15 protein-coding genes are annotated in these 14,182 nt (G+C 41.8%); 10 read left to right on the top strand and 5 right to left on the bottom strand.

Annotated elements, in window-relative coordinates; all coding sequences use genetic code 11:
- The first annotated feature begins 45 nt into the window (after positions 1-45).
- The 3 genes from CLNEO_RS12905 (at position 46) to CLNEO_RS12895 (ending at position 3,501) form a co-directional block, all read left to right on the top strand.
- On the top strand, positions 46-1,533 hold the full coding sequence (locus CLNEO_RS12905; RefSeq protein ID WP_334292159.1) for a DUF1846 domain-containing protein: 1,488 nt from the start codon (positions 46-48) through the stop codon (positions 1,531-1,533).
- A gap of 198 nt (positions 1,534-1,731) precedes the next feature.
- Positions 1,732-2,754 (top strand): adenosine deaminase, encoded by a 1,023-nt coding sequence (gene add, locus CLNEO_RS12900; RefSeq protein ID WP_066090053.1) that lies wholly within the window; start codon positions 1,732-1,734, stop codon positions 2,752-2,754.
- A 279-nt stretch (positions 2,755-3,033) separates the two neighbouring features.
- Entirely contained in the window at positions 3,034-3,501 is a 468-nt protein-coding gene (locus CLNEO_RS12895) for a TspO/MBR family protein (RefSeq protein WP_242864209.1), read from the top strand.
- Between the two features lie 413 nt (positions 3,502-3,914).
- On the opposite strand, the gene CLNEO_RS12890 is transcribed toward CLNEO_RS12895, so the two are convergent.
- Positions 3,915-4,367, bottom strand: coding sequence for a hypothetical protein (locus tag CLNEO_RS12890; protein WP_066089846.1), 453 nt, complete (start codon positions 4,365-4,367; stop codon positions 3,915-3,917).
- 199 nt (positions 4,368-4,566) lie between these two features.
- Between CLNEO_RS12890 and cls the strand changes: the two genes are divergently transcribed.
- Positions 4,567-6,039, top strand: a complete 1,473-nt coding sequence (gene cls, locus CLNEO_RS12885) for a cardiolipin synthase (RefSeq protein ID WP_066089843.1) — start codon at positions 4,567-4,569, stop codon at positions 6,037-6,039.
- 19 nt (positions 6,040-6,058) lie between these two features.
- Entirely contained in the window at positions 6,059-6,850 is a 792-nt protein-coding gene (locus CLNEO_RS12880) for an acyl-[acyl-carrier-protein] thioesterase (RefSeq protein ID WP_066089840.1), read from the top strand.
- Here the strand turns inward: CLNEO_RS12880 and CLNEO_RS16805 are convergent.
- From CLNEO_RS16805 to CLNEO_RS12870, 3 genes are all read right to left on the bottom strand, one after another.
- Positions 6,756-7,220, bottom strand: a complete 465-nt coding sequence (locus CLNEO_RS16805) for a lysoplasmalogenase family protein (protein WP_408605487.1) — start codon at positions 7,218-7,220, stop codon at positions 6,756-6,758. The two genes, CLNEO_RS12880 and CLNEO_RS16805, sit on opposite strands and share 95 nt — an antisense overlap.
- Before the next feature lie 329 nt (positions 7,221-7,549).
- Positions 7,550-7,960 carry an HIT family protein gene (locus tag CLNEO_RS12875; RefSeq protein ID WP_066089837.1) on the bottom strand — a complete coding sequence of 137 codons (411 nt, stop codon included), beginning with the start codon at positions 7,958-7,960 and terminating at the stop codon, positions 7,550-7,552.
- A gap of 62 nt (positions 7,961-8,022) precedes the next feature.
- Positions 8,023-8,535, bottom strand: a complete 513-nt coding sequence (locus CLNEO_RS12870) for a hypothetical protein (RefSeq protein WP_066089834.1) — start codon at positions 8,533-8,535, stop codon at positions 8,023-8,025.
- Between the two features lie 149 nt (positions 8,536-8,684).
- Between CLNEO_RS12870 and CLNEO_RS12865 the strand changes: the two genes are divergently transcribed.
- The 5 genes from CLNEO_RS12865 (at position 8,685) to CLNEO_RS12845 (ending at position 13,669) form a co-directional block, all read left to right on the top strand.
- On the top strand, positions 8,685-9,743 hold the full coding sequence (locus CLNEO_RS12865) for an undecaprenyldiphospho-muramoylpentapeptide beta-N-acetylglucosaminyltransferase (RefSeq protein WP_066089831.1): 1,059 nt from the start codon (positions 8,685-8,687) through the stop codon (positions 9,741-9,743).
- A 106-nt stretch (positions 9,744-9,849) separates the two neighbouring features.
- A complete protein-coding gene (locus CLNEO_RS12860) occupies positions 9,850-10,653 on the top strand; it encodes a peptidylprolyl isomerase (RefSeq protein WP_083532015.1) in 804 nt (267 codons plus the stop codon).
- A gap of 27 nt (positions 10,654-10,680) precedes the next feature.
- The gene (locus CLNEO_RS12855; RefSeq protein WP_066089828.1) at positions 10,681-11,124 is read left to right on the top strand and encodes a hypothetical protein; all 444 of its coding nucleotides are present in this window, start codon (positions 10,681-10,683) and stop codon (positions 11,122-11,124) included.
- Positions 11,125-11,540: 416 nt separating this feature from the next.
- Entirely contained in the window at positions 11,541-13,139 is a 1,599-nt protein-coding gene (locus CLNEO_RS12850; protein ID WP_066089825.1) for a CTP synthase, read from the top strand.
- Between the two features lie 104 nt (positions 13,140-13,243).
- On the top strand, positions 13,244-13,669 hold the full coding sequence (locus CLNEO_RS12845; RefSeq protein WP_066089822.1) for an adenine nucleotide alpha hydrolase family protein: 426 nt from the start codon (positions 13,244-13,246) through the stop codon (positions 13,667-13,669).
- A gap of 256 nt (positions 13,670-13,925) precedes the next feature.
- Here the strand turns inward: CLNEO_RS12845 and CLNEO_RS12840 are convergent.
- Positions 13,926-14,182 (bottom strand): hypothetical protein (locus CLNEO_RS12840; protein WP_157723585.1); only part of this gene is annotated, 257 nt, incomplete at its 5' end.

Below are 14,182 nucleotides of genomic sequence, written 5' to 3'. Positions count from 1 at the left end.
GTAGTGAAAAAAATGGACAAAAAAGCGCGGGGGAATTAAGCAATGATGCGAATTGGTTTTGACAATGAAAAGTATTTAAAAATGCAGTCTGAGAGGATCAAAGAGCGTATTGGGCAATTTGGTGGAAAGCTGTATTTGGAGTTTGGTGGGAAGCTGTTTGATGATTACCACGCTTCTCGTGTGCTTCCTGGTTTTAAGCCGGATAGCAAGGTGAATATGCTCCTTCAGTTGAAGGAGGATGCAGAGATTGTAATCGTAATCAATGCGGGGGATATTGAAAAGAACAAGGTGCGTGGTGATTTGGGAATCACCTATGACATGGATGTGCTGCGCTTGATTGATGCCTTCCGTGGGTATGGCTTATATGTGGGTAGTGTTGTTTTGGCACAGTTTAGTGGACAAGCAGCGGCGATTGCCTATGAAAAGAAGCTGGAAGCATTGGGGCTTAAGGTTTATAAGCATTATCCCATTGCCGGCTATCCTGCCAATATTCCCCTGATTGTAAGCGATGATGGCTACGGGAAGAACGATTATATTGAAACGGAGCGTTCCTTGATTGTAATTACAGCACCCGGCCCGGGCAGCGGAAAAATGGCAACCTGTCTTTCTCAGCTGTATCATGAGCATAAAAGAGGGATAAAGGCTGGATATGCAAAGTTTGAAACCTTCCCCATCTGGAATGTGCCTTTGCGCCATCCTGTGAATGTGGCGTATGAAGCGGCTACGGCGGATTTAAACGACGTCAATATGATAGATCCCTTCCATTTGGAGGCACATGGCGAAACCACCATTAACTATAACAGAGATGTGGAGGTTTTTCCTGTTTTAAATGCAATGTTTGAACAAATTTATGGGAAATCCCCTTATCAATCACCTACCGATATGGGGGTAAATATGGTTGGAAATTGCATTATCGATGACGAAGCGGTACGAGAGGCATCTAGTAATGAAATTATCCGCAGATATTACAAGGCCCTTTGTGAGCAGAGAAAGGGCGACCTGGATGAGGATGTAATTTTTAGACTGGAATTATTAATGAAGCAGGTGGGTGTTTCTGTGGCGGATCGACCTGTGGTGGGAGCGGCGGTTAAAATAGCCCAGGAAACCAATGGGCCAAGTGCAGCAATGGAGCTGCCTGACGGAACCATTGTGACAGGAAAAACCACACCTTTATTGGGCGCATCTTCGGCAATGCTGCTCAATGCCCTCAAAAAGCTGGCAGGTATCCCTAAGGAGGCAAAGATAATTTCTCCTACGGTCATTGAGCCGATTCAAAAGCTAAAGGTGAATAACCTTGGAAACCATAATCCCCGTTTGCATACGGACGAAGTTTTAATTGCCTTGTGCATCAGTGCCACAACAGATGAACAAGCAAGTTTGGCGTTGCAGCAGCTAGAAAAATTAAAGTGCGCCGAGGTGCATTCTTCGGTAATTCTTTCCAATGTGGATGAAAATGTACTCCAAAAGCTTGGTGTGAATTTGACTTGTGAGCCGAAATATCAGACGAAAAAGCTGTTTCACGGTAAAAAATAAATGAAAGCAAAAGGAAGTTCTCGGAACACTGTTCCGAACCTACCGGTGCTTAAAAATTGATCTGATTGAAGTCTAAAAATATAAATTCCCTTTCGTTAGATGATATAAATGGCTAATGAAAGGGAATTTTTCTATTTTTTTTGACAGAAAAGGGGGAAATCCAGTATGATAAAAACAATAAACAAAGGAGGATTTGATATGAAATACAATTACCCCAAAATAGATTTGCACCTACACTTGGATGGCTCAATCTTGCCTCAAACAGCTTGGGAATTAGTACAAGAACAGGGGATTGAAGTGCCTGCGAAGGATTTGGAAAGCTTCATTCCTTTGATTATGGTGCCCAAAAATTGCAAGGATGTGAATGAGTGCTTAGAGCGGTTTGAAATACCCGTTCAAATTTTGCAGGACAAGGCTTCCTTAAAACGGGTAACGCAGGAGTTAATTGATTGGCTGGTAAAGGAGGGTGTTGCTTATGCAGAAATCCGTTTTGCGCCACAGCTTCACACAAGGGGGGAACTTAACCAAAGGGACGCAATCGATGGGGTTTTAGCCGGCCGAGAAGCTGCCTTGCAGGAACACCAAGAAATCGGTATTGGGATCATTTTGTGCGCCATGAGCATCGGGGCGGAAGCGATAAATATGGCGGAAAACTTAGAAACCGTGCGCCTGACAAAGGAATATTTGGGGAAAGGTGTTGTTGCCCTTGATTTGGCGGGCGCAGAGGGTATTGTGCCCCTTTCAAACTTTGCGCCTGTTTTTGATTTGGCAAGGGAGATGGACGTTCCTTTTACCTGCCATGCAGGAGACAGCCAAGGCCCTGAAACCGTTGAGGATGCTTTGAATTTTGGGGCGAAAAGATTGGGTCATGGTCATCATGTTTATGAGGATGCGGCATTATGTCAAAGAGCAATACAAGAGGGAGTAACCTTTGAGATTTGCCCTACCAGTAATGTATGCTGTCAAAGTACAATGGGCTACGGTGAGCACTATGTAAAAAAGATGTACGATTTGGGGATGCGTGTCACCATAAATACAGACAATATGACATTGTTTGATTTAACCTTAGACAAGGAATACGACCATTGTATCCACGATATGGGCTTTACAGAGGATGACATTCTTCAAATGCTTTTGTATGCCGCCGACGCTTCTTTTCAATCTCAAGGGGAAAAGGAATCATTAAAAAAAAGGATTTTAGCTTGCAAAAAGGGGGCGTAAGGAAACCTTTTTGGTGCGGAAAATATAAACAGGCGTGTATGTTACTTTTAACCTACGCATATATTTCAAAAAATGCTTTTTCAGTACAAACTTTTCTTGCTAGGGTGCTGGGGAGGCATTTTTTGTTGGAAATTAAGCCTTTGTAGAGAAAAAAGGCTTCAATATTAATTTTTATGTTTTAAGAGATACAAAATAGAAACAACTTTTTTGAATGGAATTTTTGTGCATGTAATATAATTTACCAAGACATGATGATTCATTGTAAAAGGAGGAAGAATGATGGGCAATAAAAAAGCGGTTGCATTATTTTTTGTTTTATTGTCGCTAGGAGTTGGTGTGTTATCGGGATTTTTGAATATGGAGGCCATGGGTCAATATCAGGTTTTGAACCGACCGCCCCTTTCCCCGCCGTCATGGGTTTTTCCCGTTGCATGGACAATTCTTTATATCTTAATGGGCATTGGTGCCGCCATTGTATACTGCTCTAACGACGATAAGAAAAAAGAGGCCCTAATGCTGTTTTTCATCCAGCTTGCGTTTAATTTCTGTTGGAGCTTCTTTTATTTTACGTTTGAATGGAGATTTTTTGCCTTTGTGTGGTTGCTTTTCCTTTTGATTTTGGTTTTGGCGATGACAAAAGCATTTGGCAAAATTTCGCCTCTGGCGGCAAGGCTGCAAATTCCTTATATCCTGTGGCTATGCTTTGCGGCATATTTAAACCTTGGTACGTGGTGGTTAAACCGCTAAAAAACATTTTCCAAACGAAACACAAAGCCATTTTTATACAACGGAAAGGTTTGGGAAAAGACTGCTGTTCTTCTTCCTATAAACCCTGTCTTTATACTTTCGGTGCCTGGTCGGTGGTTACTGAGTGTGAAAAAGAACGTTAATGCAATGCAACCTCAGGGTGCCTTTGTCCATAGGAGGAAATTGAAGTTTTAGTCTCTTTTGAGCCCAGGAATACATCAGTTTATCTTCTTTACCATTAAAAAAGCTTGAAGGTAAGCTTTTAAGAAGGTAGTCCACCCTAAAAAGATAGTTGCATTTTAAGGCGTAAACCGATACTTAATTAGGGTTTTCATCTTATTGGTATCGGTTATTGTTTTGTAAAAATGAAAAACCTCTGTTGCAAGCTGCAAAGAGGTTTTAAAGGCCAAGTATTATTTTTTGGAGATTTTGCTGTTTAAGTTAAGGGACATTTTTTCGGTAAGTGTTTTTTTCTTTTTATTCTCCAGATTCATGCCGGTAATTCCAACAATATACATTCCCGCCAAATCAACCTTAACGCTTTTTTTCACAGGAATTACATTGTAAACCGGTTTATCGCAAATAAGCGTAGTGATTTGAGGCCCAATTTTTGCACGAATCAAATTGGCTTTACGCATTTTTGTGGTTCTGGGCATTTGGTCGTATACGACTTTTGGCAAATTAGAAGGAGAGGGCTTTTCCTGTCTTTTATCAATGACAAAAATCTGAACGGTAGCGCGGTTGCTGTCTATAAAGTCCTGTGCTTGTACCATTTTGCGCATATTAACTTTATTAAAATAGTATAAAAGAGCAATAATAATGGCTAATACCACAGTAATAATAATCAACACATCTGAATAATTCACAAATCGTTCCTCCTTAATTTTACGCAAACAAAAGTTTACGCATGTGCATTTCATACTTATCTATTCTAACATTGATTTCGTTTTTAGGGAAGTAGAAAAAAAGAAAATTTCACATTTTTTATACACGCCACACCTTGCATATTTTTGGAAGAATATAGTATACTACAAGAAACTCGATACATAAGAGGGGGAGACTTTCATGAGTTCACAGGTTCTCACGGTGGTGGCTTATCTGATATTGCTTATCTTAGTGATCAACGTGCTTTTGGCCGGGCTGATGGTCTTTTTCGAGAGAAGAAATCCCGCCAGCACATGGGCGTGGCTGCTGGTGTTATTTTTTATTCCGATTTTTGGCTTTTTAAGCTACTTGATTTTTGGGAAAAACGGCAAACGGGAAAAAATGTTTTGCGAGAAGGAAGTTTATGATCAAAAGGTTTATTACAAATATTTATTTCATGATCGCCATTGCATAGAAAAAATTCAGCGGCAAAAAGCATTGATTGAAAGCCGCGGGCGCTTGGTTGAGGCGGAATACTTAACGGATTTGGCCTATCTCCACTTAAATTCCGGTAATTGGATGACCTTTAATAATAAGGTTACTGTTTTTAGCGCAGGAAAAGATAAATTTGAAGCCTTGGTGCGGGATATTCGTAAGGCCAAAAAATTTATTCATCTGGAATATTATATTTGGCGAGGAGACAAGCTTGGCGCGCGTTTGGTGGAGGAATTGGTAAAAAAAGCCAAGGCGGGTGTAGAGGTACGTATTTTATATGATGGTATGGGGAATTCGGCACTGCCGAAAAAATTCTTCGATAAGCTGCACGAGGTGGGGGGATATACGGCTGCTTTTCTGCCCCCTTTTATTGTGCGCTTAAATTATCGAAACCATAGAAAGCTTTGCATTATTGACGGTGAAATCGGCTATATTGGTGGTTTTAACGTAGGGGACGAATATTTAGGCATTGTAAAACGCTATGGCCCGTGGAGAGATACCCACCTTCGTTTTGAAGGGGATGCGGTGGATCAGATGCAAATCCGTTTTGTGATGGACTGGAATTTTACCGCAAAAAATGGTAAGGTTGCCCTTGAGGACAAATATTTTCCTGAACGAGAACAGTGGGATGGCGTGGAAACCCAAATCGTATCCAGCGGGCCTGACACCCAGTGGAAAAACATCCGCAACGGCTATTTTAAAATGATGAATGAGGCGGAGGATCATATTTATTTAACCACACCTTATTTTGTACCTGATGATGGTATTTTTGAGGCTTTGCGCGTTGCGGCTCTGTCGGGGATTGACGTGCGCATCATTATTCCCGGCAATCCTGACCATATTTTTGTGTATTGGGCAAGTATGTCCTATTTGGGGGAGTTATTGGAGGCTGGAGTGCGTTGTTATCAATACGAAAAGGGCTTTATTCATGCAAAAACCCTATGCATTGACGGCTTGGTTGCCTCCGTTGGTACAGCCAATATGGATGTACGTAGTTTTGACTTGAATTTTGAGGTAAATGCATTTATGTTTGACGCTGGACTAACAAAGTCGTTGGAGGCTGATTTTATGCATGATTTGGAGAGCTCGGTTGAAATAACCAAGGATTGGTATTACAGAAGAAGACGATGGTTTAAGGTAAAAGAAGCTGTGGCAAGGTTAATCTCGCCCATGCTTTAAGGAAACGGAGGAAGTGGAAGTGGAACAAATTGGTTATGAAGAGCGCCGGAAAATATCTTATTTTCAGGTGGATGGAAATAGATTGATAACGCCTGCTGCGTTGTTTTCCCATTTACAAGAGGGGGCAATTAATCATTCGGATTCTTTGGGGTATCCGGTGGAGTATTTGACGGAAAAACAGATGGGCTGGGCTGTGATAAACTGGCATTTGGAAGTAGAGAGAATGCCCAAGCTAGGAGAAACCATTACCGTTCAAACATGGTGTGAAAAATGCCGCAGAATGCAGGCAATCCGTTGCTTTAGGGTTTTGGATCAGAAAAATGAAGTTATCATGAAGGGCATTTCTCGCTGGATTTTTATGGATTTAGAAAAGCGTAAGCCCGCAAATATTCCCGATGAAATGGTGTTACGCTATCATTCTGGACAAGAGTCCGCAATTCCTGGGGAAAAGTTTTTTATGCCAAAGGAAGTTGAAGGCGCAGTTGCTGCCATTCGCCCCTTGGTAATCACCAGAAGAGATACGGATACCAATGGCCATGCAAATAATGTGAAGTATTTGGAGTGGGCCATGGACGATGTACCGGATGAAATATATGACAGGATGCAGCTGGCGGATGTGCGCATTGTTTACCGTAAGGAATGCGTGCGTGGTGATGAGGTTATTATGAAAACATTCATACATAGCCAGGATGACGGCAAGGAAGTTCTGACCTTTATTACAGATCGGGAACAAACGATTTTGGCTGAGGTTGCAACCCTCTGGCACGAAAAGCCAAAAGCAGCTGAGAAGGTGCATAAAATATCCAGATGAGAACGGGCTGGGGTGCAGTAAAATAGCCCACTGCCACTAAGATGTCGCAGCAAAGAAAAAGGAAAAGACCTAAAAGGTATAGCTGACAAAAAGGTTTTGCCTTTTTTTGCGTACAAAGAGAATAGGCAAGAAGGATGTGGATCAAAAAAAGAATTGCGTAGCATGCTCCCAATATGGGAAGGGGGAAGGCGAGCAAAGCTAAGCTAAAGAAAAATAGTAAAAGAGGTGGTTTCTTGTCCAGAAAGAAGGAAATATAACATAGATGGACAAGGCAAAAAAAATAAATGCCGATTTTATAATAAGGGGTAAAAAGCAAAACTCCATCACTGATTACGGTGAAAAACGCCGCCGTTAAAACGCCGTGGCGCATAGCGGGAATCAGACACAGGCAAATTACCAGAAACCTAGCCAGATTAACATAAGGACTTTGGCTGAAAAAGGTCATGAATAAAAACAAAAATAAAAAAAGAATAAGCGTGCCGTAATCTGTTTTGTCCATAAAGTAACACCTCAATCTCAGCTTTCCCCAAAAGAGAAAGAACAATGCGAAAGGAAAATATCCGAAAATGAAAACAGCTCCTTTAAGTTATTTAAAAGGAGCAATTGGACTTTGATGATATGTTTTTTCTGGCTTTCAAAAAATGCATTCAGCCGACTAGGGCCGACTGAATACAAATTTTTTTTGCGTCATGAATAGAATTACAGGTTTATTTCCAATTTTTTGCGCATGGCTTCGATTTGTGCATCCGTCAAATCCATAGGTGTATAACTGATGTTAATGCCATCGTTTTCATAGCGGGGGATGAGATGCAGATGGAAATGAAATACGGTTTGCCCGGCAACGGTGCCGTTATTTTGCATTACATTCAAATGTTCAAAGCCCAGCACATTTTTCATTTCCCTTGCAATTTTTGTTGCAAGCACAAATAAACGGCCCGCCAGGGCAGGCTCAATGTCAAAAATATTCGAATAGTGCTGCTTTGGAACGATTAAAACATGACCCTCATTGGCGGGGAATCTGTCTAAAATTACTTTGAATTCCTCGTTTTCATATATGGTGGCAGAGGGAATATCTCCGTTTATGATTTTACAAAATATACAGTCGCTCATGGGCAGTCCATCCTTTCAATTTTTATTCTCAGTATATCACGAAAGGAGGGCTTTGCCCAGCATTAAGCTCTATAATATTTAGAAAATAAATATGCTAAAGCGTTGCTGTGGCTCATTTTATCTGTGGATATTTCATAAAAAATATCTCTTAATTCCTGTGTAGGCATGGTTAGGTACAAGTTGCGGTAAAAATTACCGTTATCCATTTCCAAAAGCAGTGTATCTTCCAATAATTCCATTCCGGTGGTGTCTGGCGGATTGCCCATGATTTGCGCATCATCTCTTTCCCCTGTAATCATGAAATAGGCATCTTTTAGCTGATTAATATGTTTTAATTCATCCAGATACATTGCCCTTAAAATATTGGCGGAAGGCGCCATATCAGGGTCGGCCATGAGGAGTGAATAGCGTTCCGCCATATCGCCGCTGTCTTGCTGTGCCATGCTGATGAGTTCCATTAAATGCTGATCTTCGGCTAAGACGGACATTTGGTTTTCTTGGGGTACTTCGTTTACCCTTTCTTTTACAACAAGTGCTTTGTCATAGAGTTGTGTTTTTTTGTTATATGGATACATTGGTCAGGCTCCTTTTTCTTTTTTTCTATCATCTTATGCGAAAAGGTTTGTTTTCTTGCCTAAAAGAGCATAAAATAACTATGGATACACAAAGGGATTTCTGATAAGCTATATAAATGAAAATCAGAAGAAATAAAGGTGGGGAAACCATGAAAAAAATCGTTTTAACGGGCGGTGGAACGGCGGGGCATGTTACGCCCAATTTGGCGCTGTTACCATTTTTAAAAGAGGATGGATGGGAAGTTGTTTATATCGGCTCTGAAGGGGGCATTGAGCGCGGCCTGATTGAGGCGGAAAAAGTCCCTTATTATAGTATTCCTACGGGGAAATTGCGTCGTTATCTTTCAAAGCAAAATTTCAGCGATATGTTTCGTGTGGTGAAGGGTGTTGTGGAAGCAAAAAAGCTTATGAAAGAGCTTCGGCCGGATTTGGTTTTTTCTAAGGGCGGGTTTGTGGCGGTGCCCGTGGTTTTGGCGGCAAAGGCAATGGGTGTGCCTATAATCATCCATGAATCGGATATTACCCCGGGCTTAGCCAATAAAATTGCTATGCCTTGGGCAAAGGTGATTTGCACCACATTTCCGGAAACACTGGCGCATATTTCAAAGAAAAAAGGCGTGCATACAGGCGCTCCTATTCGCAGGGAATTGTTTGAAGGAAAAAAAGAAAAAGGTTTTGAAATTTGCGGATTCGATGGTACAAAGCCGGTGCTTTTAATGATGGGCGGCTCCCTTGGGGCAGTGAAGCTCAATCAGTGTTTAAGGGCACAGCTGCCGCAGCTTTTACAAAATTTCCATATTATTCATCTTTGTGGAAAAGGCAACTTGGAGCAGAACCTTTTGCAGCAGAGGGGTTACAAGCAGTTTGAGTATGTTTCCAGCGGACTGGCGGATTTATTTGCAGCCTCAGATATCATCGTATCTCGTGCGGGGAGCAACTCAATTTGCGAATTTTTGGCGTTAAAAAAACCTCATTTGCTGATTCCACTTTCCAAAAATGCGAGCAGAGGAGATCAGATTTTAAATGCCGCCTCTTTTGCAAAACAGGGCTTTGCCCGAGTGCTTCCGGAGGAGGAAATGACACCAATGGCTTTATTGGAAAACATTAATTCTCTTTATAAAAACAGGGAAAAATATATCCAAAAAATGGAAAAAAGTGGTTTGTCCGACGGAACACAAGGTGTTTTGACACAAATTCGCAAGTTTTAATAAATAATTAAGAAAAATAAATTGACACATATCGATAAAAAATATAAAATGCTAAAATGTGATTTGTGGAAACAATGGTAACGGTAAATAACGAGGAGGATACGACATGAAAAAATATGCTGCTTTCGTTTTTGCGGTAGCATTGCTGCTTTTTACAGCAGGCTGTTCTGCAAAGGATGCAAAGGAAACAAATAAAGTACAGGATGCAAATGATAATAATGCTCAGGATTCTGACACCTTTTTACAGGCACAGATGCCTAAGGAGGGTGACGAGGTTGCGGTAATCACCACATCGGAAGGGGTAATCAAGCTACAGTTTTATCCCCAAGAGGCACCAAAGGCTGTGGAAAATTTTAAAACACTGGTCAAGTCCGGTTATTATGACAGTGTGATTTTTCATCGAGTGATTGAAGGATTTATGATTCAAGGCGGAGATCCTACAGGAACAGGAAGAGGCGGCAAAAGCAGTTGGGGAGAGGCTTTTGAGGATGAAATATCCCCAAACCTCCATTTTTACCGTGGTGCTTTGGCAATGGCAAACAGCGGCCCCGATACCAATGGCAGTCAGTTTTTTATTGTGCAAAATAAGCAAGTAACGGAACAGGGTGTTGATGCCATTCGCCAAACAAGGGACGGAAATGAGGATGTGGGCATTACCTTAGGGGAAAAATTTTATACTTTAAACGACCTATTTCCCGATGCTGTTTTGGATTATTATACCGAGCATGGCGGTAGTATTGAGCTTGAAAATATTTTTGGCAAGCCTTATACTATATTCGGGCAGGTATTTGAGGGGATGGATGTGGTAGATAAAATTGCTGCCACTGAGGTGGATGCTGAAAGCAAGAAGCCTTTGCAGGATGTTGTGATAGAAAAAGTGGAAATCGTAAATTATGAGTCACAAGGTTAAGTAGTTTTACAGCAAGGAGAAGAAGCGATGAAAAAGAAACTGTGGCTTGGGGCAGTGTTGTTTGGTATAATATTGGGGTTGACTGCCTGTAGTGAGGCCGAAAATGGACCTGTTGCCAATGAAGAAAATATTTCCATTGACTTTGTGAACCAGACAGGAGAAGATGTTGGAATATTAAGAGTACGTCCCGACGAGGAAGCTGACTGGTCGGATAATTTGCTCCAGGAAGAGGTTTGGAAGCAAAATTATGTAATGCCTGTGTCTTTTCGCGGTGAACTGCCAAAAGCAGAGAACGGCTGGCAGGTTGAAATGAAATTTTTGGATGGAACAGAGGGAATTTGGCAAGGTGTTGCTTTAGAAAATAACACAACTGCGGTTTTTTCCTATGAGAATGGGTTGCCTGTTGTTGAAATTGAAGAAGGAGCCAAGGAAAGTGGCCAGGATTCAAATGAAGGCAATGCAACAGAATAAATTGGAGTCAAAGGAGACTGCAAGAAGGGATAAAACCAGGCTTGCAGTCTCTCTTTTTGTTGAAGGAATTATTTGGATTCAGCCTTTTTTATAGAAAGAAAAGGTTTAGGTGAATGTTTTTTATTTGATCATTTGACCACTTTGAAAAAAGTTCGGTTTCTTCAAGCTTTTTTCAAGTTAGCAGAGGACAAATAGATGGGTTCCTGTGACTAAAAGGTCTTGAAACGCCCTATTGTCCTGGAATGAGCAAGGCTCATCCTGCGGATTCTGTTTTATAAAATAGGTTTTTCGACAGTTTGACCACTTTGCAAAATGTGGTTATTAATATTTATAACTATAAGACTTTGAAAAAGCTTTAAAAAGGATTTTTTATGGTCTAAGACGTTGAGGATTGGCACAAAAAAAGGAGAGAGACGATGGAAACAAGGTATGTGTTTGTAACAGGTGGTGTGGTTTCGGGTTTAGGAAAAGGCATTACAGCAGCATCTTTAGGCCGACTTTTGAAATCAATGGGCTATAGTGTTCGGATTCAAAAATTTGACCCTTATATTAACGTGGATCCGGGAACCATGAGCCCTTATCAGCATGGCGAGGTATTTGTTACCGAAGATGGCGGCGAAACGGATTTGGACTTGGGCCATTATGAGAGATTCATTGACGAAAATTTAAAGGTGACCAACAACGTAACCACTGGGAAAATTTACTGGTCTGTTTTGCAAAAGGAACGACGTGGAGAATATTTAGGGGCTACGGTGCAGATGATCCCTCATATTACCAATGAAATTAAGGGCCGTGTGTATGCCGCAGGAGAGGGTGCGGATGTGGTTATTACGGAAATCGGCGGTACTGTAGGTGACATGGAAAGCACGCCCTTTTTGGAAGCCATTCGTCAGGTTGGCAGAGAATTGGGACGGGAAAAATGTCTCTATATCCACGTTACGCTAATCCCTTATTTATCCAAGGGGAAGGAAATGAAAACGAAGCCTACCCAGCATTCCGTAAAGGAGCTGCTTTCCATTGGAATTCAGCCGGATATTATTGTTTGCCGTACGGAGCGCCCCATCAGCCAGGATATGAAGGATAAGCTTGCCCTGTTTTGCAATGTGGATGAGGATTGTATCATTGAAAATCTTGATGCCGACAGCCTTTATGAGGTGCCCTTGATGCTGATGAAGGAGGGATTGGAAAAAATTGCCTGTCGCAAGCTTGGCATGGTTGAAAAAAAGATGGAGCTGGAGGACTGGATGGATATGCTGGAGAAGGAGCGCCATCCCAAAGAGGAGGTTTCCATTGCTTTGGTGGGAAAATATGTGGAGCTGCAAGACGCGTATCTTTCCGTTGCGGAGGCCTTGCACCATGGGGGCATTTATCACCGAGCCAAGGTAAACATTAATTGGATTGATTCAGAGGAATTAACGGCGGAAAATGTGGATGAGGTTTTAGGCACCTGCCAGGGGATTTTGGTTCCCGGCGGCTTTGGCACCAGAGGGCTTGAAGGAAAGATGGAGGCAATCCACTACGCAAGAGAAAAGGACATTCCCTTCTTTGGCATTTGCTTAGGTATGCAATGTGCGGTCATTGAGTTTGCAAGAAATGTTTTAGACTGGAAAACAGCCAATACTACAGAGGTGGATGAAAAAACAACTCACCCTGTGATTCATTGGATGCCTGATCAAAAGGATATCAAAAACCTAGGTGGAACCATGCGCCTTGGTGCTTACGAATGCCATATTGGGGAAAATACTTTTGCAAGAAAGGCCTACGGAGAGCCCATTATTTGGGAAAGACACCGTCATCGCTTTGAGTTTAATAATACCTACAGGGATGCTTTGACACAAGCTGGGCTTTCTATCACGGGGCTTTCGCCCGACGGCAGATTGGTTGAAATGATTGAAAACCAAAATAACCGTTGGTTTGTTGGCGTGCAGTTCCATCCTGAGTTTAAGTCAAGACCAAATAGACCACATCCTTTATTTAGGGATTTTGTGGGCGCATCCTTGGAAACAAAGAGATAGAATTGTAAGAAAGATTTAAACAAATTCTTGCCGTATTCTAAGATTTTTCTGTTAGAATGAAATTATAAAAGGGGAAATACTCTATACTATAAGGAGGAGTTCCAATGATTACAGAAAAAAAAGAAAAGGTATTGGTACTGGCTACCGCACAAAAGAATGCCTTAAGATTAATTGACTATGGCTTTTCGTTGGCATTGGCAAATGACGGAGAATTACATATTTTGCATGTTCAAAAGGGAACCAGCGTGTTTGACGGAAAGGACACTTTAAAACGATTACAGGAGTTGATTGATTACGGCAGCAGACTAGGCGCGTGTATACATGTACAATGTGATAATGACGTAGCAGGTTGCGTAGGCGGCTTTATTGAGAAGGAAGAAATCACCCGTGTGATTTTGGGTGAGGCACCTCTAAGCAAGGAGGAAAAGGCCCTTGGTGAATGGGATCGTATTGTTGAGGTTATCCCTGAGACAGTTAGGCTGCATGTGGTGGTAAAAGAAGAGATACAGCTTCATCGTATGATCATATAAAAACAAAAAGGGAGCCGTTAAAATCGGCTCCCTTTGAAAAAAGCTCAGTTCCTTTAAGCTTTTTTCAAGTAGACAGAGGTTCAATAGATGAGTTCCTGCGACCCAAAGGTCTTGAAACTCACTATTCTCCTCGGATGGGCAAAGTCCCTCCTGCGGAATTGATTTTGGAAAACTCTTCGTTTTCCAACCCCTTCAGCCTTACAAAATTGGTATTTGAAGGTCTGAAGACAAAGTCAAAATCTTGAGGGTTTTGCCCTCAAACACCCACAAGGGTTTGGTCATCACTTTTGCTACGCAAAAGCCAGCTTGCTGTCTGCCCTGTCTTGGGCAGTGAGTGGTCATCACTTTTGCTACGCAAAAGCCAGCTTGCTGTCTGCCCTGTCTTTGGCAGTGAGTGGTCATCACTTTTGCTACGCAAAAGCCAGCTTGCTGTCTGCCCTGTCTTTGGCAGTGAGTGGTCATCACTTTTGCTACGCAAAAGCCAGCTTGCTGTCTGCCCTGTCTTGGGCAGTG

This window comes from Anaerotignum neopropionicum (genome assembly GCF_001571775.1).
Lineage (GTDB): Bacteria > Bacillota > Clostridia > Lachnospirales > Anaerotignaceae > Chakrabartyella > Chakrabartyella neopropionicum.
Note: the sequence above shows the minus strand (reverse complement) of the source record. Positions and strands in the feature narration are given on the sequence as shown.